The 23,246-nt window shown below is 61.1% G+C and carries 23 protein-coding genes and 1 tRNA gene; 7 read left to right on the top strand and 17 right to left on the bottom strand.

The features are described from left to right. Positions 1 to 77: 77 nt before the first annotated feature. Complete coding sequence (nadA, locus tag J4E63_RS03690) at positions 78 to 1,136, bottom strand: quinolinate synthase NadA (RefSeq protein WP_003205010.1); 1,059 nt, start codon at positions 1,134 to 1,136, stop codon at positions 78 to 80. Between the two features lie 307 nt (positions 1,137 to 1,443). Here nadA and J4E63_RS03685 point away from each other — a divergent pair, with 307 nt between their 5' ends. The 6 genes from J4E63_RS03685 (at position 1,444) to J4E63_RS03660 (ending at position 7,979) form a co-directional block, all read left to right on the top strand. Next, entirely contained in the window at positions 1,444 to 3,252 is a 1,809-nt protein-coding gene (locus J4E63_RS03685; protein ID WP_207281153.1) for a copper resistance system multicopper oxidase, read from the top strand. A 10-nt stretch (positions 3,253 to 3,262) separates the two neighbouring features. Next, positions 3,263 to 4,165: a copper resistance protein B gene (locus tag J4E63_RS03680; RefSeq protein ID WP_207281152.1), complete on the top strand. Its 903-nt coding sequence runs from the start codon at positions 3,263 to 3,265 to the stop codon at positions 4,163 to 4,165. A 41-nt stretch (positions 4,166 to 4,206) separates the two neighbouring features. Next, complete coding sequence (copC, locus tag J4E63_RS03675) at positions 4,207 to 4,584, top strand: copper homeostasis periplasmic binding protein CopC (RefSeq protein WP_207281151.1); 378 nt, start codon at positions 4,207 to 4,209, stop codon at positions 4,582 to 4,584. A gap of 4 nt (positions 4,585 to 4,588) precedes the next feature. Continuing rightward, positions 4,589 to 5,500, top strand: coding sequence for a copper homeostasis membrane protein CopD (copD, locus tag J4E63_RS03670; protein ID WP_207281150.1), 912 nt, complete (start codon positions 4,589 to 4,591; stop codon positions 5,498 to 5,500). 250 nt (positions 5,501 to 5,750) lie between these two features. After that, positions 5,751 to 6,938: a cyanate transporter gene (locus J4E63_RS03665; RefSeq protein WP_103308627.1), complete on the top strand. Its 1,188-nt coding sequence runs from the start codon at positions 5,751 to 5,753 to the stop codon at positions 6,936 to 6,938. 129 nt (positions 6,939 to 7,067) lie between these two features. Beyond that, positions 7,068 to 7,979, top strand: a complete 912-nt coding sequence (locus J4E63_RS03660; RefSeq protein ID WP_060740910.1) for a DMT family transporter — start codon at positions 7,068 to 7,070, stop codon at positions 7,977 to 7,979. A 6-nt stretch (positions 7,980 to 7,985) separates the two neighbouring features. Here J4E63_RS03660 and J4E63_RS03655 read toward each other — a convergent pair whose 3' ends face one another. From J4E63_RS03655 to J4E63_RS03630, 6 genes are read right to left on the bottom strand one after another with little or no spacing between them, the layout of a single operon-like run. After that, positions 7,986 to 9,401, bottom strand: a complete 1,416-nt coding sequence (locus J4E63_RS03655) for an amidase (protein ID WP_192261271.1) — start codon at positions 9,399 to 9,401, stop codon at positions 7,986 to 7,988. Positions 9,402 to 9,403: 2 nt separating this feature from the next. Then, a complete protein-coding gene (locus J4E63_RS03650) occupies positions 9,404 to 10,744 on the bottom strand; it encodes an aspartate aminotransferase family protein (RefSeq protein ID WP_060740908.1) in 1,341 nt (446 codons plus the stop codon). After that, entirely contained in the window at positions 10,722 to 11,846 is a 1,125-nt protein-coding gene (locus J4E63_RS03645; protein WP_060740907.1) for an aminotransferase class III-fold pyridoxal phosphate-dependent enzyme, read from the bottom strand. Before J4E63_RS03645 ends, J4E63_RS03650 begins: the two co-directional genes overlap by 23 nt. An 8-nt stretch (positions 11,847 to 11,854) precedes the next feature. Continuing rightward, positions 11,855 to 12,736, bottom strand: coding sequence for a TauD/TfdA family dioxygenase (locus tag J4E63_RS03640; RefSeq protein WP_207281149.1), 882 nt, complete (start codon positions 12,734 to 12,736; stop codon positions 11,855 to 11,857). Then, on the bottom strand, positions 12,711 to 14,276 hold the full coding sequence (locus tag J4E63_RS03635; protein WP_207281148.1) for an AMP-binding protein: 1,566 nt from the start codon (positions 14,274 to 14,276) through the stop codon (positions 12,711 to 12,713). The genes J4E63_RS03640 and J4E63_RS03635 overlap by 26 nt, the downstream gene beginning before the upstream one ends. Next, positions 14,273 to 14,890: a thermostable hemolysin gene (locus tag J4E63_RS03630; RefSeq protein WP_060740904.1), complete on the bottom strand. Its 618-nt coding sequence runs from the start codon at positions 14,888 to 14,890 to the stop codon at positions 14,273 to 14,275. The genes J4E63_RS03635 and J4E63_RS03630 overlap by 4 nt, the downstream gene beginning before the upstream one ends. A gap of 172 nt (positions 14,891 to 15,062) precedes the next feature. Between J4E63_RS03630 and J4E63_RS03625 the strand changes: the two genes are divergently transcribed. Then, on the top strand, positions 15,063 to 15,998 hold the full coding sequence (locus tag J4E63_RS03625; protein ID WP_060740903.1) for a LysR family transcriptional regulator: 936 nt from the start codon (positions 15,063 to 15,065) through the stop codon (positions 15,996 to 15,998). A 121-nt stretch (positions 15,999 to 16,119) separates the two neighbouring features. On the opposite strand, the gene J4E63_RS03620 is transcribed toward J4E63_RS03625, so the two are convergent. The 10 genes from J4E63_RS03620 to ybgC all read right to left on the bottom strand — a co-directional run bounded on the left by J4E63_RS03620 (position 16,120) and on the right by ybgC (position 23,162). Continuing rightward, positions 16,120 to 16,195, bottom strand: a tRNA-Lys gene (locus tag J4E63_RS03620). Between the two features lie 63 nt (positions 16,196 to 16,258). Beyond that, positions 16,259 to 16,933 carry a 7-cyano-7-deazaguanine synthase QueC gene (gene queC, locus J4E63_RS03615; protein ID WP_207282445.1) on the bottom strand — a complete coding sequence of 225 codons (675 nt, stop codon included), beginning with the start codon at positions 16,931 to 16,933 and terminating at the stop codon, positions 16,259 to 16,261. Between the two features lie 19 nt (positions 16,934 to 16,952). Further along, complete coding sequence (gene queE / locus J4E63_RS03610; protein ID WP_103308634.1) at positions 16,953 to 17,600, bottom strand: 7-carboxy-7-deazaguanine synthase QueE; 648 nt, start codon at positions 17,598 to 17,600, stop codon at positions 16,953 to 16,955. A gap of 166 nt (positions 17,601 to 17,766) precedes the next feature. Beyond that, on the bottom strand, positions 17,767 to 18,600 hold the full coding sequence (gene ybgF / locus J4E63_RS03605) for a tol-pal system protein YbgF (RefSeq protein WP_060740901.1): 834 nt from the start codon (positions 18,598 to 18,600) through the stop codon (positions 17,767 to 17,769). Between the two features lie 6 nt (positions 18,601 to 18,606). After that, entirely contained in the window at positions 18,607 to 19,104 is a 498-nt protein-coding gene (pal, locus tag J4E63_RS03600; protein WP_003205029.1) for a peptidoglycan-associated lipoprotein Pal, read from the bottom strand. Positions 19,105 to 19,156: 52 nt separating this feature from the next. Further along, positions 19,157 to 20,437, bottom strand: coding sequence for a Tol-Pal system beta propeller repeat protein TolB (tolB, locus tag J4E63_RS03595; protein WP_192261269.1), 1,281 nt, complete (start codon positions 20,435 to 20,437; stop codon positions 19,157 to 19,159). Between the two features lie 17 nt (positions 20,438 to 20,454). Continuing rightward, positions 20,455 to 21,534 (bottom strand): cell envelope integrity protein TolA, encoded by a 1,080-nt coding sequence (gene tolA / locus J4E63_RS03590; RefSeq protein ID WP_192261151.1) that lies wholly within the window; start codon positions 21,532 to 21,534, stop codon positions 20,455 to 20,457. Continuing rightward, a complete protein-coding gene (gene tolR / locus J4E63_RS03585) occupies positions 21,534 to 21,986 on the bottom strand; it encodes a protein TolR (RefSeq protein WP_162277330.1) in 453 nt (150 codons plus the stop codon). Before tolR ends, tolA begins: the two co-directional genes overlap by 1 nt. A gap of 23 nt (positions 21,987 to 22,009) precedes the next feature. After that, on the bottom strand, positions 22,010 to 22,705 hold the full coding sequence (gene tolQ, locus J4E63_RS03580) for a protein TolQ (RefSeq protein ID WP_014339916.1): 696 nt from the start codon (positions 22,703 to 22,705) through the stop codon (positions 22,010 to 22,012). Then, positions 22,695 to 23,162 (bottom strand): tol-pal system-associated acyl-CoA thioesterase, encoded by a 468-nt coding sequence (gene ybgC, locus J4E63_RS03575; protein ID WP_003205037.1) that lies wholly within the window; start codon positions 23,160 to 23,162, stop codon positions 22,695 to 22,697. The genes tolQ and ybgC overlap by 11 nt, the downstream gene beginning before the upstream one ends. Between the last annotated feature and the right edge of the window lie 84 nt (positions 23,163 to 23,246).

The raw sequence follows: 23,246 nt of genomic DNA, 5'->3' as shown, positions 1-23,246 counted from the left end.
GGGAGCAAGCTCCCTCGCCACAAAAAGCTTTAAGGCCTCAAGCCCCTAACGCTCAAAGACCATCAGTCTCCCAACGATCAGGCATTCCCCGCCAGCTTCATCCGCGCCGCCTGGGTGAAGTCCAGCATGCGCTTGAGCGGGCGAATCGCCTGGGGGATCAGCGCCGGGTCGACGAAGATCTCGTTGGCACCTTCCTGCAAGCTCTTGAGCGTGCGCTCCAGGGTGTTCATGGCCATCCATGGGCAGTGTGCGCAACTGCGGCACGCCGCGCCGTTACCGGCGGTAGGGGCTTCAATGAAGACCTTATCGGGGCACAGCTGCTGCATCTTGTAGAAAATGCCCCGGTCGGTGGCGACGATCAGCGTCTTGTTCGGCAGGGTCTGGGCCGCGGCGATCAACTGGCTGGTGGAGCCCACGGCGTCCGCCAGCTCGATCACCGATGTCGGCGACTCCGGGTGCACCAGGATCGCGGCGTCCGGGTACAGCGCCTTCATGTCCTCCAACTGCTTGGACTTGAACTCTTCGTGGACGATGCAGGCACCGTCCCAGAGCAGCATGTCGGCGCCGGTCTTGCGCTGGATGTAAGTGCCCAGGTGCTTGTCCGGCCCCCAGATGATCGTCTCGCCGTTGTCCATCAGGCTCTCGACGATTTCCAACGCGCAACTGGACGTCACCACCCAGTCGGCCCGGGCCTTGACCGCCGCCGAGGTGTTGGCATAAACCACCACGGTGCGCTCCGGATGCTGGTCGCAGAACGCCGAGAACTCGTCCACCGGGCAGCCCAGGTCCAGGGAGCAGGTGGCCTCCAGGGTGGGCATCAGCACGCGTTTCTCGGGGTTGAGAATCTTGGCGGTCTCGCCCATGAACTTGACCCCGGCCACCACCACGGTCTTGGCCGGGTGGGCATTGCCGAAGCGGGCCATTTCCAAGGAGTCGGACACGCAGCCACCGGTCTCTTCGGCCAGGGCCTGGATGATCGGGTCACAGTAGAAGTGCGCGACCAGTACCGCGTCCTGAGCCTTGAGCTCGGCGGCGATGGCGGCGCGGTACCAGGCTTCCTGCTCGGCGGTCAGCGGCTTGGGCTGCTTGGCGTCGAGGTGGGCCTGGACCAGAAGGCGTTCGGAAATTTGCGTCATGTTCGCAAGACCTGCAAGCGCGTTTAGCGCGAAAGTCGAGTATACACCCGGCTCCGGACCACTCGGGTACCGCCGGGAAAGTGGGTATCAATCAGGCACGGGACAGCGTGAAGCCGGCAAGGCTACAGAATATCCCGCCGATGCAAAAGATCATTCTGACCTGTGCCCCGCCAGGCGACTTCGCGCCCGGCCAAGCTGACTGAAATGTAATCACTCGCCTCGTCCGCCTGTGTCATCTTTCGCTCAAACCTGCACAGGGCGATCACCTCCCATGCACGCAGCGAATCGACTGACGGACTCTCATCGCATGCAAACAAAAACTTCCCGGCGAACCTTCGTAAAGGGCCTGACTGCCGGCGGCATCCTCGGCGGCCTGGGTTTGTGGCGCGCGCCCGTCTGGGCAGTCACCGGCCCGGGCCAGCCCAACGTGCTGAGCGGCACCGAGTTCGACCTGTTCATCGGCGAAAGCCCGGTCAATTTCACCGGCAACCCCCGCACCACCCAGACCATCAACGGCGGCATCCCCGGCCCGCTGCTGCGCTGGCGTGAAGGCGACACCGTGACCCTGCGGGTGCGCAATCGCCTGCAGGACACCACCTCCATCCACTGGCACGGCATCCTGCTGCCGGCCAACATGGACGGTGTTCCGGGGTTGAGTTTCAAAGGCATCGAGCCCGGCGGCCTGTACGTGTATCAATTCAAGGTCCGGCAGAACGGCACCTACTGGTACCACAGCCATTCCGGTTTCCAGGAGCAATCCGGGGTCTACGGCCCGCTGGTGATTGACGCCAGGGAGCCCGAGCCCTTCCAGTACGAACGGGACTATGTGGTGATGCTCACCGACTGGACCGATGAAGACCCCGCCAACATCCTGCGCAAGCTCAAGAAGCAATCGGACTACTACAACTACAACAAACGCACCGTCGGCGACTTCATCGACGACGTGGGCAAGAACGGCTGGGCCAGCACCGTGGCCGACCGCAAGATGTGGGCCGAGATGAAGATGAACCCCACAGACCTGGCCGACGTCAGTGGCGCCACCTACACCTACCTCATGAACGGCCAGGCACCGGACATGAACTGGACCGGCCTGTTCAAGCCTGGCGAGCGCCTTCGCCTGCGCTTTATCAACGGCTCGTCCATGAGCTATTTCGACGTGCGCATTCCCGGCTTGAAGATGACAGTGGTGGCGTCCGACGGCCAATACGTCAAACCGGTGAGCGTCGATGAGTTCCGGATCGCCGTGGCCGAAACCTATGACGTCATCATCGAACCGACCCAAGAGGCCTACACCCTGTTCGCCCAGTCCATGGACCGCACCGGGTATGCCCGCGGCACCCTCGCGACCAGGGCCGGATTGTCGGCACCGGTACCGCCCCTGGACCCTCGGCCCTTGGTGACCATGGACGACATGGGCATGGGTGGCATGGACCACGGCGGCATGGGGCAAATGAACGGCATGGACCACGGCTCGATGCAGGGCATGGCGGGAATGGACGACAGCTCGATGCAAGGCATGGATCACAGCCAGATGCAGGGCATGGGCGACATGGCCGGCATGGATCACGGTGCCATGCAGGGCATGGACAGCATGCTCGCGCACCCCGACACCGAGAAAGACAATCCCCTGGTGGACATGCAGGCCATGAGCGTCAAGCCCAAGCTCGATGACCCGGGCATGGGGCTGCGGGACAACGGCCGCAAAGTGCTGACCTACTCCGACCTGCGCAGCACCTTTCCCGACCCCGACGGCCGCGAGCCGGGCCGCACGATCGAGCTGCACCTGACCGGGCACATGGAGAAATTCGTCTGGTCGTTCAACGGCGTGAAGTTCGCCGACGCCGCGCCGCTGCTGCTCAAGTACGGCGAGCGACTGCGCATCGTGCTGATCAACGACACCATGATGACCCACCCCATCCACCTGCACGGCATGTGGAGCGACCTGGAGGATGAGAACGGCCAGTTCATGGTCCGCAAGCACACCATCGACGTGCCACCGGGCGCCAGGCGCAGCTACCGGGTCACCGCCGATGCCCTCGGGCGCTGGGCGTATCACTGCCATCTGCTGTTTCACATGGAGATGGGCATGTTCCGTGAAGTTCGGGTGCAGGAATGAGGAACCGACCATGACCACTGTTTTTCAATACTCCACGGCACTCATTGCCAGCCTGGCCCTCGGCGCCACCACCTCGACCTGGGCGGCCAGCAACGACATGCCCGGCATGGATCACAGCCAGATGCCGGGAATGGACCACAGCCAGATGCAAGGCATGGACTCAATGCAGGGCATGGAACCCATGCAATCAGCGCCGACCAGCAGCCGCACACCGATCCCGGCACTGACCGCCGCCGACCGCGCCGCTGTCTACGAGGATCATGGCGGGCACGCGGTGCATGACAGCGCCATCCATTCGTTTTTCCTCATCGACCAACTGGAATGGCAGGACGCCGATGACGGCAGCGCCCTGAGCTGGGATGCATCGGGCTGGATCGGCGGCGACATCGACCGTTTGTGGCTGCGCTCCGAAGGTGAACGCCTCAACGGCAAGACCGAAGAAGCCGAATTGCAGGCCCTGTGGGGCCACGCCGTCAGCCCCTGGTGGGACCTGGTGGCCGGCGTGCGCCAGGACTTCAAGCCAGGCGATCCGCAAACCTGGGCCGCCTTCGGCGTGCAAGGCATGGCGCTCTACAACTTCGAAGCCGAGGCCACCGCGTTCATCGGCGAAGGTGGCCAGAGCGCGGCGCGCCTGGAGGGCGACTATGACATCTTGCTGACCAACCGCCTGATCCTGCAGCCCACCGCCGAAGCCAACTTCTATGGCAAGAACGATCCCGCCCGTGGCGTCGGCTCGGGGCTGTCGGACACCGAGCTCGGCCTGCGGCTGCGCTATGAAATACGCCGCGAATTCGCGCCCTACATTGGCGTCACCTGGAATCGGGTCTACGGCAACACCGCCGACTACGCCCGGGAAGAAGGCGAAGACCGCAGCGAAGCGCGCCTGGTGCTGGGCCTGCGCCTGTGGTTCTGACCTGTTTCACTAAAACTAAAAATCGAGCTAGGAGTCCTTGCATGTCATTCATCAAAACCGCCGTCGCCTTGTCCGCCGGCCTGTTGCTCAGTGGCCTGGCCCAGGCCCATCCGAAACTGCTGTCCTCCTCCCCGGCCGAAGGCACCGAAGGGGCGGCGCCGGCGAAGATCGAGCTGCACTTTTCCGAAAACCTGATGACCCAGTTTTCCGGCGCCAAGCTGATGATGACCGCGATGCCGGGCATGGCGGCGCATTCGCCGATGCCCATGCCGGCCAAGGTGTCCGGCAGCGATGATCCGAAAACCATGGTCATCACGCCGAATGCCCCGCTTACCACCGGCACTTACCAAGTCCAGTGGCGCGCGGTGTCGTCCGACACTCACCCGATCACCGGCAATGTCACGTTCAAGGTGAAGTGAGTTGATGAGCGACTCGATCAACATCGCGCTGCGTTTGGCCTTGTATCTGGATCTGATGTTGCTGTTCGGCCTGGCTGCGTTTGGCCTCTATAGCCTGCGAGGCCAGGAGCGGATCTCGGGGGTGCAGTTGCCTTTCGCGCCGCTGCTGCTGACCACGGCGGTGCTGGGGGGCTTGCTCTCCCTGGCGGCCATGGCGTGCATGGCCTGGGCCATGAGCGGTGTTTCGGCGTGGGCCGAACTGTGGCCGCACCTTGAAATGATGGTCGTGCAAACCGATGTCGGCTTGAGTTGGACGGTGCGCATGGCGGCGCTGCTGCTGGCCGGTTTCGCCGTGACGCTCAATCACCGTTGGCCGAGCGCCAGCCTCGGCCTGGTCACACTGGCCGGAGCCGTAGCGCTGGCGACACTGGCTTGGGCAGGTCACGGCGCCATGGACGAAGGCAGCCGTCGCAACTGGCACTTCATCACCGACTTCCTACACCTGTGGGCGGCAGGTGGCTGGGTCGGTGCCTTGGCCGCGTTTGCCCTGCTGCTTCGCCAGGCCAAACCTGCGTTGGCGGTGCTGGCCCGGACATTGACCGGATTCGAAACCGCCGGTGCGGTGATCGTGGTGGTCATCAGCGTGACGGGGGTGGTGAACTATCTGTTTATCGTCGGCCCGAGTGTCGAAGGGCTGCTGGACAGCACCTATGGTCAGTTGCTGACGCTCAAACTCATCTTGTTCGCGGGCATGCTGGTGTTCGCCGCGTTGAACCGTTTTCACCTGAGCCCGCTGCTGGAACAAGCCCGCCAGAGCGGCGAGCACGGGGTTGCGGTGAAGGCCCTGCGGCGCAGCATGGTCCTGGAGTTCGCCGTAGCGGTGGTCATCCTGGGGTTGGTGGCCTGGCTGGGGACGTTGAGCCCGGGGATGGAATAAGAGGTTGTGAACTACAGTGTGGCGAGGGAGCTTGCTCCCGCTGGGGCGCGTAGCGGCCCCTTGCGGTGTGTCAGGCAAAACCAGGGGGCTGCTGCGCAACCCAGCGGGAGCAAGCTCCCTCGCCACGAAAGCCCTGGATCTTGACTGATTGAGTGCCGCATTTAATTTTTCAATACCCCCCGCCAGTTTTCAGTTTGCCCATAACAGGCCGCCCCAGCCTAAATGACGCTTTGTTAACCAAGGCTCTGTTATGGAAAACGTTCGAACCTCAAGCACCCACGCCGTCTGGCTGATGGTCAGCATCGTGTTGGTGGCGCTGAACCTGCGGCCCTCGATGGCCGCGGTCGGGCCGTTGCTGTCAGCCATTCGCGGCGAGGTCCCCCTGAGCTTCAGCACGGCCTCGCTGCTGACCATGTTGCCGGTCATGGCCATGGGCCTGGCGATGTTCCTGGGCATGCGCATCGCCCTGCGCATCGGTGAGCACCGCACCATTGTCTTGTCGCTGTTGATCATCGGTATCGCCACCGCATCGCGCTTGTACCTGGACAGCGCCGCCGAGCTGATCATCAGCGCGGTGCTGGCCGGACTCGGCATCGCGCTGATCCAGGCGGTGATGCCAGCGCTGATCAAGTCGCGCTACGCCGACAACGTCTCGCTGTTCATGGGCCTGTATGTCACGTCGATCATGGGCGGCGCGGCGCTTGCCGCGTCGTTTTCGCCGTTTGTCCTGGCGCAGACCGGCAGCTGGCGCATCGGCCTGGCGATCTGGGCGCTGTTGGCGTTGGTCGCCCTGGGTTGCTGGTACGCCCAACGCTCAGCCGTGACCCCGTTGCCCGAAGCCCCTGTCCGGCAGCAAGAGTCATTCTTCAGCAATTCCCGGGCTTGGTTGCTGGCGATTTTCTTCGGCCTGGGCACCGCCTCCTACACCTGTGTATTGGCCTGGCTGGCCCCGTACTACGTGGAAAAGGGTTGGAGTGAACAACACGCGGGCCTGCTGCTGGGGTTCCTCACGGCCATGGAAGTGCTGTCCGGCCTCGTCACCCCGGCGATTGCCAACCGCAGCCAGGATAAACGCGTGGTCCTCGCCGTGTTACTGGTCCTGATCATGGGCGGCTTCTGCGGCCTGATCCTCAGCCCGGAACGCTTCAGCCTGCTGTGGCCTTGCCTGCTGGGCCTGGGCATCGGTGGCCTGTTCCCGATGAGCTTGATCGTGTCCCTCGACCACTTGGACAACCCGCGACGGGCCGGTGGCCTGACCGCGTTCGTGCAAGGCATCGGCTACCTGATCGCCGGGCTCTCGCCATTGATTGCCGGGATGATCCGCGATCAGTTGGGCAGCTTCGAATGGGCCTGGTGGTCGCTCACCGCCGTCATGGCGTTGATGCTCCTGATGGTCCTGCGCTTCAATCCCAAGCAATACGCGCGGCATATCAGCTAGTCGACGAAGACCGGCCGCTCGCGCCCGGGGCTGCATTCGATGCAGCCCCGGCTTTGACAGTTCACCCATGACGGCAGACCGTTTTGTCCATCATGACGTTCCGATCCGCAACACAGGAATAAGACCTTGATGAAAAACGTCGGTTTTGCCGCCGCTCACTGGGGCATGCTCATTTGGGCAATGCTGATCGCCTCGTCGTTCTTTGCCGCGGCCCAGGTCAGCCAGACGATCGACCCGATCCTGCTCACGGGCCTGCGGCTGCTGTTTTCCGCACTGATGTTCCTGCCGCTGCTGCTCCTGAAAAACACCTCGCCCATTTCCATCAGGGGTCTGCTGGCCCACGCCGTGCTCGGCCTGCTGTTGGCGACTTACTTTGGTTCGTTGTTCGAAGCGCTGCGCTACACCTCGGCGGTCAACACCGCGACGCTGTACACGCTGGTGCCCTTGATGACCTTGTTTTTCGAGGTATTCCTGCTGCCCAGTCCCAGCCTCAAGACCCGCCTGCTGCCCATGTTGGTGGCGGCAGTCGGCGCCGTGTTGCTGACGCTCAAGGGCTCGGCCCCGGGGCAAATGCCGGCGCTCTATCCGGTGCTGGTGTTCGGTGCCGGTTGCCTGGCGATGGCGTTGTATTCGCCGCTGAGCCAACGCTTCAAGGCAACAGCGTTGCAGGGCCGCGATCCGGTGGCGATGACGTTCTGGAACATGCTGTTCGGTTCGCTGTTCCTGCTGGTGTTCTGCCTGATCAGTGGCGGGTGGCGCAGCGGCCTGCAGTTGTCGACGCTGGATATCGGCTGGCTGGTGTACCTGGCCTTGTTCGGCACCCTCGCCACGTTCTGGCTGCTGCACCGGGCAATCGGGGTGATCTCGCCCTCCACGGTGATTTCCTACGTTTACCTCAACACCCTGTTCGTCACCCTGCTGAATTGGTTCTGGCTCAGGCAGCAACCGATGATGATCGAGATCATCGGCGCTGCGCTGGTGGGAGGCGGCATGCTGGCACTGGTGGTCAGCAGCCGTAACGCCAGAACCGTTACGGCTTGAGCCCCCTCAGTACGTCGATACCGGGCGAGGCGAAACCGGGCTCCAGCGCTCCAGTTCCCGTTCAAGGAAAGCGGCCACCGCCAACAACCGTTCCTCTTGCCAGTGAGGCCCGACAATCTGAATGCCGATGGGCATCCCGGTGGACGGGTCGACGCCGGCGCGGATCACCACCGCGGGTGAGCCGCTGAGACTGAACGGGAACACGAAGGCATACTGATCGCGGTCCTCCAGGGACGCCCCATGGCGGAACGCGACATCCGGGAAGACCGGACAGATGAACAGATCGTGCTGCTTGAAGAACTTCGCCAACTGATAGCGGAAGGTATCGATCATGATCCAGTCGCGCTTGACTTCATCCACGCTCAATTCCACGGCCTCGCTCATGTCCAGCAACTGAGCGATCGCCGGGGTAAAGCTGCGCTTGTTCATGGACTCGAACAAACGCCGCCAGCCGCGTCCGGCATCGGCGCCCGTGATGAACACCCGCCACAGGACATCACAGGCTTCGTCGAGCATCGGCGGCGCGACCTCGCTCACCTGCGCCACCACGGGGCTCAAGCACCGTTCGACCTGCTGCAACACCTGGCTCACCGCCGCGCTGACGGGGGTTCGGCTCGACGCCGAGAACAGCGCGATACGCAGGTCGGCCAGGGGCTCGCTGGCGGCGAACGGCACATCGACGGTGTCTGGGTCATGGCCGTCGGCACCGCTGATCAGCGGGCCGAGCAGCGCCAGGTCATCGACATAGCGCCCCATCACGCCAAAGGCCGAGGTCAGGTGAAACAGCCCGGAACGGTCATTGGGAAACTGGCCGGTCAACGGCACCCGTCCCTGGGTCAGTTTCAGGCCGCAGATGCCATTGAAGTGCGCCGGGATCCGCACACTGCCGCAGGCATCGGACGCCAGCCCCGCGGGTGAACACCCGGCGGCGATGGCGGCCGCTTCACCGCCACTGCTGCCGCCCGCCGAGCGAAGCAGATCGTGAGGGTTCAGGGTGCGCCCGTAGATCAGGTTCTCGGTCTCGAAGGCCATGCACAGTTCCGGCACATTGCTGATGCCCAGAATGATCGCGCCGGCCTGCCGAAGTCGGGCGACCGCCGTCGCGTCCTCCTGGCTGACATCCCCCATCAGCTCCCCCACACCGCGGGACATCTTGAATCCGCGAACATGGAGGACGTCTTTGACCGTGATGGGAATGCCATGCAGCGGACCGCTGATCTGGCCGATACGCGCCATCTCGTCCGCCTCACGGGCCTGGCGCCGCAGTTCCTCGACCGGCGCCAGTTGGATCAATGCATTGATCTGCCGGTTACGCTCGGCGATGCGTTGCAGGTAAAACTCCAGCAACGTCACGCTGGTCAGCACGCCCCGGCGCAGCAGGCCGGCCATTTCCCGCAAAGTCAGCGTGTCGGGATTGAACATACTCACGACGCCTCCTTGCTGCGCAACCACTTGTTGGGCAACTGATACATATTGCGCACCACCAGGGAAAACGCCTTCACCGCCAGGGCCGGACGTTGGTCGATGGCCTCCAGGGCCTCTTCGATCATCGCCAGCACATGCCGCAACGCTTCGGGTTCGATATTCAACGGCGGATAGAAGCGCAGCACCGGGCGTTCGGCCTTCTCATTCATCGAATGCCCGGCATGCACGCCACGCTTGCCCAGCTCCATGCTCATCAAGGCTTCATAGACCGAGCCACGCAGGCGCAGCCCTGTCATCAAGCCAACGCCCGGCACGTCTTCGACAATGTGCGGATAGCGCAGGGCCAACCGCTGCAGGCCGTGGCGCAACACACCGCCGTTGACCCGGGACAGCTCCACCAGGTTGTTTTGCTCGATGTAGTCGATGGCCGCGAGCGCCGACGCGCATGCGACCGGATGCCCGCCGTTGGTGCGCGTGTCCGGCTCGATATCACTGAGGGGATACTGGGTGGCCAGGCGCTGGCTGTACATGGCACAGGCAAACGAGGTGTAGCCGCCGGTCAAGCCCTTGGAGAGGATCATGATGTCGGGCACCACATCATCGTATTGCACGGCGAACCATTTGCCGCAGCGACCGAAACCGGTCTGGATTTCATCGGCCACCAACAGGGTGCCGGTGGCGTCGCACAGGGCCCGAATGTTGGCCATGTAGCCCACCGGCGGCACCTGCAAATGAGCCCCGCCCAGAATCGGCTCGACGTACACCGCACACACGCCCTCGCCCACGGCCTTCTGCAACGCGGCGAAATCACCGTAGGGCACGCAGGTCACGTCGGGAGGATCGATACCATAGCTGCCATGGTTCTGCTGCTGGCCCAGGATGCTCATCGCCGCCAGGGTCTTGCCGTGGTAGGAGCCGCTCATCACCACGATGCCACGCCGTTTAGGCTGGATCCGCAGCACATAGCGCAGGCTCTGCTCGACGGCCTCGGCCCCCGAGACCATGAATTGCACGTCGCCCCACTCCCCCGGCACCAACTGGCACAGTCGCTCGGACAAGGTGTCCTGCAGCGGATGGCGCCGGCCTTCCGGCACCCAGGCCAGTTGATTCAATTGCGCCTGCACCCGCTCACGCACCATCGGGTTGCGATGCCCGACGATAAACACCCCGTAGCTGCACGCGCAGTCGATGAAGCGCTTGCCCGTGTGGTCGGTGACGTGGATGCCATCGGTCTGCTGTTCGACAGTGGTCTTGCCAAGGCGATACAACTTGGCCGCCGACGCACTCCAGTGGCGCTGGCAATCGTCCAGCAATTGTTCATGCGGCCTGAGTAAGGACATGGCTTAACGTCTCCTTGATGATGAGTGCGGCACGTTGGATCTGCTCGGGGCGTGCAGTGATCGGGCAGCGCAAAATCACTTCGCGGCCACGGGGCGTACTGACATAGACCCCCTGCTGGTAAAGCGCCTCGCACAGCACGGCCGGTTGCAGGTCGTCGGCCAGCGGCAAGCTGACCCAGGCACCGACGGCCACAGCCCCCAATGACGCCAGGGCTTGTGCCAGGTACTGGCCGTTTTCCTGACAGTGCCGGGGCGAGTCGTGGGCTTGCACGTAATCCAGCGCGGCCAGGGCTGCCACACAGGCCATGGGATTACCGGCAGTGGTGCTGCCGTGTTTGGCCGGGCTGCTGCGCCCATAGACCTGCCACGCCATGTGTTCGCTGCAGGTATAGGTGCCGATGGGAATTGCACTGCCGCCCAGGGGGCCGCCGAGTACAACGATGTCCGGAATCGGACGATAACGCTGGAAGCCGAACAGCGAACCCAGGCTGCCAAGGCAACTGTGGGTATCGACCGCGATGACCGGTGCCGACGCTTTTGCCGCGCGAGCATGCAATTGCTCGATCAAATCGGCATCGAGCAACTGCAACCGGCCGTTTGCATCCGTGCGGGTATTGCTGTGGCACACCGCGAAGCAATCATTCCAGTCCACCGTGTCCAGGTCAGCCAGGTGACGGATCGCCACCCGCTTGAACCCCAGGAACGCCTGGACACCCAGGTCACCTTGCGCGGCATTGAGGCAGCGTCCGTAAGTCAGCGAACCGTAGTCGCCGCCCTGGATGAACACGATGGTGTTGCCCTTGGGCTTGAGCCCTTTGCACAACTTCAAGGCGCCCTCGAACGCTTCGTCGCCGGAGCTGCACACATAAGAGCTGGCCAGCGGGGCGGGCAGCAGCTCGGCCAGGCGTCGGCACAAGGCAATCAGCGGTTCGGACATCAGCACCCGATTGGACAGGCCCATGATCTCTGCCTGGCGAGTGACCGCCTCGATCACGGGCGGCACCTGGAAGCCAAACCCGCCGGTCAGGTCAATGATCTGCCGACCCTCGCCGTCGAGGTAGGTCTCGTACTGCCCGCCGATAATCTGTTTGTTGTTTTTCATGAATGCTCTCAGCGATAGCTCAAGGCGTTGAAAATGCGCCGACGCTCGTCGACGATGGTTTCCCGACCGTGCATGACCCGACGGTTATCGATCATCACCATGTCGTGGTCACGCCAGCCAACCGGGTAGGTGTAATGGGCGGAAACCTCAGCGATTTCAGCCAGGAACCCGGCAGGGATCGGCTGCCCGGCCACCGTGTCGATGACCGGCGCCTCGTAATTGAAGGAAGGCCCCAGAATGCTGTTGGCAAAGGCCGGACGCTGGCTGAAGGGGGACGTCAGGATCGCCGACGTGCTGAAGGCGTAATGGATCGAGTCATCGGCCGGGTTGAAGGAAATCAGGGTTTGCGGGTCGTCACCGATGATCTGCAACAGATCCTCGATCACGACGGCTGCCGGATCCGACAACGTTGGCGAGTAATGACAGACCAGCCGGCGCCATTTCTCCCCCGCCACGGTGCGGCTGTAGCGAATCGGATTTTCTTCAAAGAACGTGCGGCAGCCTGGGGACAGTTTCTCCAGCACCCGTTCGCCATCGCACAGGGTGGTTTGCGAACCCTTGCGCGGTGCTTCCTGGCAATAGAACCAGGTCATGTCCGGCCAGAACGGTGAGTTGCCATTTTCGCAGTGCAGGCCAACCGCCTGGCGCCCGGCGTCCACCAATTGCGCCGCACCACCGACCATGACCCGGGCTGGGTCCAGGCTCAACCGCGAACTGTTTTGCTTCACGTAGGCACTGAAATCCTCGGCATTGTGGATACAGTTGCGAAACAGTACGACGCCGTAATGCCCCAGCAGCTCATACAACTCAGCCTTGCCCAGGCTGGCGAAGTGGCGCGACTCAACGATGGAGACGTCCGGGTTCTCAAAGTGAAAGGCAGGTGTGCTCATTGGATGCATTCCTTTGCAGAGTGGAAAAAACACTGGCGATATCGGCGCGTTTCGGCCGTCCCGTAACGGTGTAGAGTTGCTCGATCAACGGGTCGTCCTGGGTCAGCAACCAGAGCCGGTTCGGGCGCTCGATGTCGGAAAAGCGCCCCGCCGACCACGCGAGCAGTTCATCGCGCGCCGGTGTCGACTCGACGCACAGCAACGCCACCAGACCGTGCTGCTCATCGAAAAACACCGCTGCGTCGCTCACGCCGGGGTATTTGCGATACTCCAGTTCAACCTGCTCGGGGCTGACGTTGCGGCCATTGGGCAGGCAGATCACGTTCTTCTTGCGCCCGTGCACATAGAGGTAGCCATCGGCATCCAGCGCACCCAGGTCACCGGTGTCCATCCAGCCGTCGTCCGACATGGAACAGGCACTCGGGTCCGTACCTGAGTAACCGCTGAACAGCGAGCTGCTCTTGACCTCGATGGTCTGGTCGGCGCCGATGCGCACCTGGACATGGGGCAACGGCTTGCCAACGCTACCAAGACGTTGCTGTTCGAAGGTGTTCACACTGACCACCGACGCGTTCTCCGAAAGCCCGTAGCCCTGGTATACCTCGATGCCTTGCTCAGCCAGGCCGCGCAGGGCATCGATACTCACCGCCGCGCCGCCGCAGGTGATATGCGCGCCCGATTGCAGGTAACGCGCCAGCCGCTCGCCCTGCTCGCCCCCTTCGTTCAATTGCTCCAGGAAACGATTGATCATGACCGGCGGCACCGTCAGGGCCGTTGGCTGGACTCGCAGGATCCAGTCGACCAGGCGCTGTGCCGACGCCCCTGGCTCGCCGAGCAACGGTTCGTCCGCCGGCAGGAAGTGCACGGTGCCGCCCGCCAGCAGTGGCAGGTATGCGGCGGTGACTTGCTCAAGCAGCAGACTCAGGGGCACCAGCGACAGGTAACGGCGATGAGCACCGACCGGCATGCTCTGGCGCAGCGAGGCGAGCACCGTGCCGACCGCCAGGTTGCTCAGGCGCACACCCTTTGGCCGGCTGGTGGTGCCCGAGGTGTGAATGATCTTGCAGATCCAGTCACCCTCGCCGTCCGGCATCCGCAGCAAAGGCTGTTCGATCACCGGCTCGTTGAGGCGGCGCAGGCGACTGTCGGCAAAATTCAGCTTCCAGCGCTGCGCTAGCGTTCGCTGCCCTGCCGCATCCACCAGAAATCCATCGCAACGTGATGCCAGGTGTTCGGCCTGGGATTGGCTGAACGCCAGCGGCAGCGGCAACGCGGTGATCCCGGCGAACAGACAGGCCAGGTCGGCGACCAGCCAGTCGCTGCTGTTGCGCGTCGCAATCCCCAACACCACACGATCGCCATAGGCCGGCTCAGGGAAACGTCGTTGCAGCTCGGCTGCCAGGTTAAGGGCCCGGTGCTCCAGTTCGCCGTAGGTCAGCGTCACCGACTCCGTGCCTGAATCCAACCAGTCCACCGCACAGACGGCCTGGCGATTGTCTTGCAACGCCCGTTGTAGCTGAGTGATAAACCCGCCGCTCATGGCTGTGCCCTCGCCATGACGTCGCCGGGCAGTTGAGTGAATGAGGTATTGAGCGTCATGGCGGCGAAACGTGAACGTTGCGGGTCGACCCGGATGAAACCGGTGACGGGCAACTTGGCGTAATAGCTTCCCCAATTCTTGCCGCCGTCGTCGGCCAGGCGCGTTGGGTCTGCGGTCAGCAGGGGCTCGAAATCGATCTGGCAACTTTCCATCATTTGCCGGACGCGAGGTGTCACGGTGCACAACAGGTAATGCCCGCCCATGCACCAGGCCAACAACGGAATCATGTTGACCAGAATCATTCCGGCCGTCAGGTGATGGGAGACCAGGTTGCCGATTTCGACAATGTTCGAGCGCTCGATGGTTTTCTCGAAACGCTGAGACAAAATCTCGTCGATGGGTTGCGTCAGGTATTGCTCGGAAAACAGTATGCGGTGATCGGCAAAAGTAATACCGGCGCAGGCAAGAATACGATCCGCCGGATCCTGAGTAACCGCAAAGTACTGCGGATTCGGTTCAACCGAGGCTGAATAAGAACTTCGAAATTTATCCCTTACAACTTCTGTGGCTTGCACCCATAACGGTGTCTTAGTTTCTGCGACACGTATTTGCATATCGTCCTCCTCCGTCCATGTACAGGATTTCTACAAAAAGCGAGGCGAGCATATTGGGGAAATTTCCTACAAGCCATTTAAAAAATAAAATGCTTCCGCTAATATATAAATAAACGTCCCTGTCATAAAAACCGGGGATGCTAGCCAACGGAATGCGCGAAAGAAGGATCTTATGCTCAATAGTAATATGCTTAGAAAGCTGGATATGCAGGACTTGATGGTGTTTGTCGCGGTGTACGAGCAGAGCAGCGTCACCGAGGTGTCCGAAGCCCTGTGTGTCAGCCAGTCAACCGTAAGCTATTGCCTGAAGAAGCTGCGCACGAGCTTCGAAGATGAACTTTTTGTTAATACCCGTAGTGGCATGTTGCCGACAAGCAAAGCCACAGCCATGTACCCTCACATACTTAGTATCCTCAAGATAATAAACACATGCCACTCTGGTATTCCGGCATTCGATCCGACCCAGAAAGAGATAACCTTCAATGTCTGCGCACCGGAATACTTTGAACTCCTCATTCTGCCCAAACTGGTCAAGCGCTTTATTGGCAGCCGCTTCCCGGTCATCATTAATATCACCAAGTTTCACAGGGATATTCCGGCCGATGAGTTGATGGAGGGTCGCTTCGATCTGGTTATTTGTTTCGGCCCGAACTTCCATCGCGGCGTCAAGGGACTGCGTTCGCAAGTACTACTGGAAGATGAACTGGTTTGTGTAGTCGATAAGAACTTCACATTATCGGAAGAGGCGTTCAGCCTGGAAACGTTCGTCGCCTGCCAGCATGTTTTTCCGACACCTTGGACATCCGACACCAACATGATCGATGGATGGCTCGCCCGGCAAGGCTATAACCGCCAAATTGTCGCTCGAGCCAACAGCTACGTAGCGGCATTGAACATGATCGCCGGTACCGACTTCATCCTGACCTTGCCTCGACGCATTCAAGCGCTGACCTGCGACGAGAACACGTTCAGCCATCGTCGCCCACCGGCAGGTCTACCGAACTTCACGCTGGACATGATGTGGAGCGAAAAACCGAGCCAGGACAGCGCCAACAGCTGGTTTCGCGAACAGATCATCAAGGTTTGTGCCGAGGACGGCCTGCTTTAAATCCGCCGAGAACCGCTCGAGTCGTCGAGCGGTTCAGGTTCTGACTTTTCATCAGGCAAAAAAAAAAAATCCGGAAATCCGCACTTTCGTGGGCCTTCCAGACTTTTAAAACAGCTAAAAATGGTGGGTCGTGTGGGATTCGAACCTACGACCAATTGGTTAAAAGCCAACTGCTCTACCAACTGAGCTAACGACCCGCTGTGTGGTGGCGCGTATAATACTGATTTCTAAGGACTATTCAACACTTAATTTGAAATAAATCAAAAATAACGGGTTGGATCGCTCACACCCGCCGCAGCGAAGCCTTCTGCACGCAGGCGGCAGCTGTCGCATTTGCCGCAGGCGCGGCCCTGATCGTCGGCCTGATAGCAGGAAACGGTGAGCCCGTAGTCCACGCCAAGCTTCACGCCCGCCTTGACGATGTCGGCCTTGCTGAGATTCTGCAACGGCGCCTGGATGCGGAAACCCTGCCCTTCCACGCCGGCCTTGGTCGCCAGGTTGGCCATGCGCTCGAACGCTTCGACGAACTCAGGACGGCAATCCGGGTAGCCGGAATAATCCACGGCATTGACGCCAATGAAAATGTCACGGGCGCCCAGCACTTCAGCCCACCCCAACGCCAGGGACAGGAACACCGTATTACGCGCAGGCACATAGGTCACCGGAATGCCCTCGCCAGGCGCCTCGGGCACGTCGATGGAACTGTCGGTCAGGGCCGAGCCACCGATGCCGTTGAGGTTCAGGCCGATCACTTTGTGTTCCACCACGCCCAAGTCCCGGGCAACCCGTTGCGCGGCGTGCAACTCAGCGCGGTGGCGCTGGCCATAGTCGAAACTCATGGTGTAGCAGCGGTAGCCTTCGGCACGGGCCATGGCCACGACCGTGGCCGAATCCAGGCCCCCGGACAACAGGATGACCGCACGTTTTTCAGCCATGTTCGAATGTTCAGTCATCTCAGCGCCCCGGCTCGTCGTTCCAAAGATATTTATGCAGCTGCAGTTGCAGGCGCACCGGCAAGTTATCCGCCACCACCCAATCCGCCAGATCCCGCGCGCTCAAATCGTGATGACTCGGCGACAACAACACTTCGCCGGCCCGCTGGTCGAGCCCGTACTGGATCAACTTGGACACGGCCCAGTCGTAATCCTCCCGCGAACAGATCACGAACTTGACCTGATCGTTGGGCGTCAGCAGTTCGATATTCTCATAGCGGTTGCGGTGCGCTTCCTTCGAGCCTGGAGTTTTCAAGTCCACGACGCGGCTGACGCGCGGGTCGACGGCCGAGATATCCAGGGCGCCGCTGGTTTCCAGCGAAACCTCGTAACCGGCATCACACAACTGCTTGAGCAAGGGGATGGCGTTGGGTTGCGCCAAGGGCTCGCCGCCCGTGACACAGACATAACGCGGACGATAACTGGCCACTTGCTCCAGGATATCGTCGAGGGTTCGCACGGTGCCGCCACTGAAGGCGTAGGCGCTGTCACAGTATTGGCAACGCAACGGACAACCGGTGAGGCGCACGAATACCGTGGGCAGCCCAGCCGTTCGCGTTTCACCCTGCAACGAGTAAAAAACTTCGGTGATTCTCAATGTGTCTTGCATAGTCGCCACGGGCGTAACAGCTAAACAGGCTGTCCGCCTCCGTCAGGCACTTCAAGGAACCCCGCCAACGCGCAGATCCCAAAAAGCGTGTTTCATAAAAAGGGCGTGAATTCTAACGAAAAAACCCGCGACAGGCGCGGGTTTCTTCAAAACAGGTCAAACCGGCTTACATGCGTTGTAGATCACGCTGGGCCAACTGAGCTGCGGATGTACCCGGATATTGGGCCACCACCTGCTGCAGAATACCTTTCACCTTGTCGGCGTGACCGAGGCGGCGTTCCACGTCAGCCAGCTTGTACAGCGAATCCGGCACCTTGGCGTGCTTGGGATACAGTTGCGAAACCTTGGCGAACGCCTGGCCGGCACCTTGCAGGTCGCCCTTGGCCAGGTTCACTTCGCCCAGCCAGTATTGGGCATTGCCCGCGTACTGGCTGTTTGGGTACTTGCGCAGGAAAGCGGCAAAGGCCTGGCTGGCCTTGTCGAAATCCTTGGCCTTGATCAGGTCGAAGGCAGCATCGTAGTAGAGCTTTTCCTTCGCCGGATCAGCCGGCTCGCCACCGGCGGCAGGTGCTGCTGGAGCAGCCGCCCCCGCGCCTGCGGCTGCACCGGGGGCGTTCAAGTCGCCCCCGGCTGGAGAATTCTCAGGAGTCGCGGCAGGTGCAACGCCGGATCCTATGCGCCGATCAAGATCCTGGTATCGCTCCAGGCTTTCCTGCTTCATGCGCGAAATATCATTTTGCAGTTCTTCGATCACACCCTGTTGGCGCGAGATCTGATCCTGCATTTGCTGCAGTTGGTTGAACAGCTGGCCCTGTGCCGAGACAGGGGCCGAAACCCCTCCCCCGGCATAGGCGCCGTTCGTACCGTAACCTGCAGGCGGATAGCTGCTCCCGCTATTGTTATAGCCGGCATCGTTATCGACCACAGGAACCGCAGCCCACGCCGCAAGCGGCGCGAGGCTGAGAGCCAGAACAGTTACAGCACGACGGCACGTTCGCATGACGAATTACTTACGCAGTTCGACGCGACGGTTTTGAGCCCAGGACTGCTCGTCGTTGCCGGTGGCAACTGGACGCTCTTCGCCGTAGGAAACCAGTTCCAGCTGAGCTGGGGAAACACCTTGCAGTACCAGGTAGCGCTGAACGGCTTTCGCACGACGCTCGCCCAGTGCCATGTTGTACTCACGAGTACCACGTTCGTCGGTGTTGCCTTCCAGAACAACGCGAGCGCCGTTCGACTTCAGGTCTTTGGCGTGAACGTCCAGAGCGCGCATGGCTTCTGGCTTCAGGTCCGAGCTGTCGTATTCGAAGTAGAAGGTGGTGATTGCGCGCAGAGCAGCTTCTTCGCTCAGGGAGCCGTCAACGGCACCAGTGTTAGCGCCGTAACCAGCGTTTGGATCAACAGCGCCTTCACCGGCATTGTCGCCGCCTTTGGACGAGCAACCTACAGCTACAGCCATGGCCAGAGCCAGCGCAGCAAATTTACCAAACTTCAGCATTTCCATCGTGAAACTCCTAATGAACCCCAGTGTGTTAAGTAAAACGTATTGCGCCGCGTCAGTTCAGGTAAGGGGACCAGGACGGTTCTCTGACTTCGCCTTGAGCGGTAGGAAGCGGGAGCCTCACGCGTCCATTAATGGACACGAGCATCAAGACTCCCCGGCCCTGCTGGCGGGTGGCGTAGATTACCATGGTGCCGTTGGGCGCAACAGTAGGTGACTCGTCCAGAGTGCTATCAGTGAGGATTTTTACACTTCCGCGCTGCAAATCCTGGGCCGCCACCTTGAAATTGGTGAAACCGTCCTGGCGATGGATCATCACCAGGGTCTTTTCGTCCGCCGACAGTTTCGGGTTGGCATTGTAGTTACCGACGAAAGTCACGCGCTCGGCACCACCGCCACCGGCGCTGGTCTTGTAGATCTGAGGCTTGCCGCCACGGTCGGAGGTGAAGTAGATGGTCGAGCCATCCTTGCCCCAGAACGGTTCGGTATTGATGCCCGGGCCGTTGGTGACGCGGGAGATCGAGCGCGAAGCCAGGTTCATCACATAGATGTCCGGGTTACCGTCCTTGGACAGCACGAACGCCAGGCGCGAACCGTCCGGCGACCAGGCGGGTGCGCCGTTCAGGCCTTCGAAGTTGGTGATCTGCTCGCGACGACCGGTGTCGATGTGCTGCACGAAAATACGCGGACGCTTCTGCTCGAACGAGACATAGGCGATGCGCTTGCCATCGGGGGCGAAGCGCGGCGACAGGATCGGCTCGCGCGATTGCAGCAAGGTCACCGCACGCGCGCCGTCATAGTCGGAACGCTGCAGGGTGTAGCGGGTGTTGTTCTCGGAGAAACGCTCGGCCGTCACGTAGAGCATGCGAGTGGAGAACGCGCCCTTGATGCCGGTGAGTTTCTCGAACGACTGGTCAGCGATGTAGTGCGACATGTCGCGCAGTTGATCGACACTGCCCGACACGCTGCCGGTCAGCACTTGCTGCTCGGTGGCGACGTTGAACAGGGCGTACTGCACCTGCAGGCGACCGCCGGCCGGAACGATGCTGCCGACCATGATGTACTGGGCGCCCAGGGCCTTCCAGTCACGGTAGATGACCTCGCTGGCCTGGGTTGGCAGGCTGATCATGTTCTGCTTCGGAATCGGCGCGTAGTAACCCGAGTTGCGCAGGTCGTTGCCGATGATTTCCGCCATGTCGTCCGGCAGGACGTTACCGCCCTGCCAGCCGAACGGTACGACGGCGATCGGGGTGGCCCGATCGGTGCCGCTGCTGATCAGGATGTTCTTTTCCTCTGCTACCGCTATCCCTGCCAGGCAGCAGATAACGACCAGCATTGATCGAAGAAGGTTTCTCACAAGCCTAAATCCTCAGGATTGAATGTCATCTTGAATGAACGATAAGGAGCAAAGTCACTAGGGCTCAAGCCCTGCATCTCCGTCAATCGCCCAATATTTTTCACGGCCGCTACCGCCGAAGCGTCAAACGCAGCATCGCCACTGGACTTTGTGACCGAGGCACCCGTTACGGTACCGTCCGGCAACATATTGATCCGAAGCTCTACTTTCATGCCTTTGCGCGCCGAAGGCGGAAGATTCCAACCTTCCGAAACACGTAGCCTGATCAGGTCATCGAAATCACCTGCCACTTCGTCGCCAATCTCATCCGACTTGGTCGCCGCACGCTCCGGCTTATCCGAAAGCAACTCAGCCAGCGCCTGGGCCTTTTTGTCCTCAGCGGATTTACGCGCTGCATCCTGGGCCTTTTTCTTGGCGGCGTCGGCAGCGGCTTTCTTCTTCGCGTCCTCGGCGACTTTCTTTTTCGCCTCGTCAGCTTCAGCTTTTTTCTTGGCGTCTTCGGCCGCTTTTTTCTTGGCGTCCTCGACGATTTTTTTCTTCGCTTCTTCAGCGGCCGCTTTCTTGGCCTCTTCTTCAGCGGCTTTCTTGGCTTCTTCTTCGGCTTTCTTCTTGGCTATATCAGCCAATTGTTTCTCTTCTGCCTTTTTGGCCTCGGCGGTTTTCTTCGCTTCGTCGGCTTTCTTGGCCTCGTCAGCCTTTTTCGCCTCGTCCGCTTTCTTCGCCTCATCGGCCTTCTTGGCTTCCTCGGCCTTTTGAGCCGCGTCCTCTTTCTTTTGTTCCGCAGCCTTTATCGCTTCCTGCTCGACCTTCTTCTGCTCCAACTGCTCGACTTCAGTCTGGCGCGCGGCGGTTTTCTTCGCCTCACCCGCAATCTTCTGATTGGTCTGGGTGGTTGCCGGACTTTTCGATTTAAGCTGGTAAAGGGTCGCCTGAACGATCGGCTTGGCCGGTGGCAACTCCGGGGTCATGGCAAAACTGACGAACAGCATGCCGAACACCAGCACATGCAGGCCGATGGCCAGGACACTGGGCCAGAAGTAGCTTTCCGAGGCGGACGGCTCTCGCTGTTGCTGCATCAGGGGGCCTCGGTGATCAAGCCAACATTACCGACCCCGGCTTTCTGCAGGCCGCCCATGGCGCCCATCACGGCACCGTAGTCGACAGTCTTGTCGCCACGAATGAAGACCTGGGTGCGCTTGCCGTTACTGTTGCCGGCATTGATGATCTTGGTCACCGCATCGGTCATCTGCGGCAAGGTCATGGCCCGGTCCTGCTGCTTCTCGGTGTCCACTTCACTGCCAAGGTTCCAGTAGTAGGTCTTGTCAGCCTTGATCGAAATGGTCAGTACCTGGGTGTTGTTGTCCTGCGGCAAGGCTTCGCTGGAAACCTTGGGCAGATCGACCTTCACGCCCTGATTGAGCATGGGCGCGGTCACCATGAAGATGACCAGCAGCACCAACATCACGTCGATGTAGGGCACCACGTTCATCTCGGCGACCGGCTTGCGCTTTTTTCGGGCTCGAGCGATTAAAGCCATTGGGAAATACCTGCTTATTCTTCGCTGGTGTGCACTTTACGGTGCAGGATCGCCTGGAATTCATCGGCGAAGGTGTAGTAACGGCCAGTCAGCATCTCGCTGCGGGCAGCGAAGCGGTTGTAGGCGATAACGGCCGGAATGGCCGCGAACAGACCGATGGCGGTGGCGATCAGTGCCTCGGCGATGCCCGGGGCCACAGTGGCGAGGGTCGCTTGCTGGGCGGAAGCCAGGCCACGGAAGGAGTTCATGATCCCCCACACGGTACCGAACAGACCGATGTACGGGCTGACCGAACCAACGGTGGCCAGGAACGACAGGCCCTGTTCAAGCTTTTCTTCCTCGCGGGAAATGGCGACGCGCATGGCACGGGCCACACCTTCCATCACCGCCTCAGGGTCGACGCCCGGCTGCTGGCGCAGGCGAGAGAACTCCTTGAAGCCGGCACGGAAGATCTGCTCGACGCCCGAGTCCGGGTCCGGGTTGCTGCCGGCCTGGCGATAGAGCTTGGACAGGTCGATGCCGGACCAGAAGCGCTCTTCGAAGCTCTCCAGGGCACGACGACCGGCGCGCAGCATGTTGCTGCGCTGAAAGATCATGATCCATGAGGTCACCGATGCGGCTACCAGGGTCAGCATTACCAGTTGCACCACGACGCTGGCATTGCTGACCAGGCTCCACATGGAGGAATGGTCGACGACGTTAGCTTCCACGCTTTATCTCCTGCTCTGAGTGTGTACCCGCGCCGCTCACGCCGGCAAAGGCCGCACGTAGAGCTTCGGGAATGGCCCGGGGTTTCAAACTATGGGTGCGCACACAGGCCACCAAAAACTGCCCTTCGCAGAGCAGCACGTTATCCGTAGCCCGCCTGACCTGCTGCTTGAAGCGCAGGCTGACACGGTTCAATTCGATGACATCGGCACTTACCACCAGTTCGTCGTCCAGTCGCGCCGGCGCGTGGTAACGCGCTTCGCTGGAATGCACGACGAATAACAGGTCCTCCCCTGCCAGCGCGGATTGGGCAAAACCCAGTTCCCGCAGCCGTTCGGTTCGAGCCCGTTCCATAAACTTGAGGTAATTGACGTAGTAGACGATGCCGCCGGCATCGGTGTCCTCGTAATAAACGCGACAGCGATGTGCGAACGACTCCAGCCCGTTTTGCGCGCGCATACTCTAGTGCTTACTCCTCAGGTTGCCAATCGGCCAGGCAACTGTTTTTTCATTCTCGAACGCATTGACGCTCCGGGCTTCGTC

The sequence above is a fragment of the Pseudomonas sp. FW300-N2F2 genome (genome assembly GCF_017351655.1).
Lineage (GTDB): Bacteria > Pseudomonadota > Gammaproteobacteria > Pseudomonadales > Pseudomonadaceae > Aquipseudomonas > Aquipseudomonas fluorescens_AA.
The sequence above is the reverse complement of the archived record's forward strand: the minus strand, read 5'-3'. Positions and strand labels throughout refer to the sequence as shown.

What these genes read in the sequence shown, in the direction of transcription:
- J4E63_RS03655 (WP_192261271.1), bottom strand. Translation starts at nt 9,401, where the DNA reads ATGTTCAATCCCGACACGCTGACTTTGCGGGAAATGGCCGGCCTGCTG.
- J4E63_RS03660 (WP_060740910.1), top strand. Translation starts at nt 7,068, where the DNA reads ATGAAAAACGTCGGTTTTGCCGCCGCTCACTGGGGCATGCTCATTTGG.
- J4E63_RS03645 (WP_060740907.1), bottom strand. Translation starts at nt 11,846, where the DNA reads ATGAAAAACAACAAACAGATTATCGGCGGGCAGTACGAGACCTACCTC.
- nadA (WP_003205010.1), bottom strand. Translation starts at nt 1,136, where the DNA reads ATGACGCAAATTTCCGAACGCCTTCTGGTCCAGGCCCACCTCGACGCC.
- J4E63_RS03635 (WP_207281148.1), bottom strand. Translation starts at nt 14,276, where the DNA reads ATGAGCGGCGGGTTTATCACTCAGCTACAACGGGCGTTGCAAGACAAT.
- J4E63_RS03650 (WP_060740908.1), bottom strand. Translation starts at nt 10,744, where the DNA reads ATGTCCTTACTCAGGCCGCATGAACAATTGCTGGACGATTGCCAGCGC.
- tolA (WP_192261151.1), bottom strand. Translation starts at nt 21,534, where the DNA reads ATGCAGCAACAGCGAGAGCCGTCCGCCTCGGAAAGCTACTTCTGGCCC.
- ybgC (WP_003205037.1), bottom strand. Translation starts at nt 23,162, where the DNA reads ATGCGCGCGCAAAACGGGCTGGAGTCGTTCGCACATCGCTGTCGCGTT.
- J4E63_RS03625 (WP_060740903.1), top strand. Translation starts at nt 15,063, where the DNA reads ATGCTCAATAGTAATATGCTTAGAAAGCTGGATATGCAGGACTTGATG.
- J4E63_RS03685 (WP_207281153.1), top strand. Translation starts at nt 1,444, where the DNA reads ATGCAAACAAAAACTTCCCGGCGAACCTTCGTAAAGGGCCTGACTGCC.
- tolB (WP_192261269.1), bottom strand. Translation starts at nt 20,437, where the DNA reads ATGCTGGTCGTTATCTGCTGCCTGGCAGGGATAGCGGTAGCAGAGGAA.
- J4E63_RS03640 (WP_207281149.1), bottom strand. Translation starts at nt 12,736, where the DNA reads ATGAGCACACCTGCCTTTCACTTTGAGAACCCGGACGTCTCCATCGTT.
- copC (WP_207281151.1), top strand. Translation starts at nt 4,207, where the DNA reads ATGTCATTCATCAAAACCGCCGTCGCCTTGTCCGCCGGCCTGTTGCTC.
- copD (WP_207281150.1), top strand. Translation starts at nt 4,589, where the DNA reads ATGAGCGACTCGATCAACATCGCGCTGCGTTTGGCCTTGTATCTGGAT.
- queE (WP_103308634.1), bottom strand. Translation starts at nt 17,600, where the DNA reads ATGCAAGACACATTGAGAATCACCGAAGTTTTTTACTCGTTGCAGGGT.
- queC (WP_207282445.1), bottom strand. Translation starts at nt 16,933, where the DNA reads ATGGCTGAAAAACGTGCGGTCATCCTGTTGTCCGGGGGCCTGGATTCG.
- ybgF (WP_060740901.1), bottom strand. Translation starts at nt 18,600, where the DNA reads ATGCGAACGTGCCGTCGTGCTGTAACTGTTCTGGCTCTCAGCCTCGCG.
- J4E63_RS03680 (WP_207281152.1), top strand. Translation starts at nt 3,263, where the DNA reads ATGACCACTGTTTTTCAATACTCCACGGCACTCATTGCCAGCCTGGCC.
- J4E63_RS03665 (WP_103308627.1), top strand. Translation starts at nt 5,751, where the DNA reads ATGGAAAACGTTCGAACCTCAAGCACCCACGCCGTCTGGCTGATGGTC.
- J4E63_RS03630 (WP_060740904.1), bottom strand. Translation starts at nt 14,890, where the DNA reads ATGCAAATACGTGTCGCAGAAACTAAGACACCGTTATGGGTGCAAGCC.
- pal (WP_003205029.1), bottom strand. Translation starts at nt 19,104, where the DNA reads ATGGAAATGCTGAAGTTTGGTAAATTTGCTGCGCTGGCTCTGGCCATG.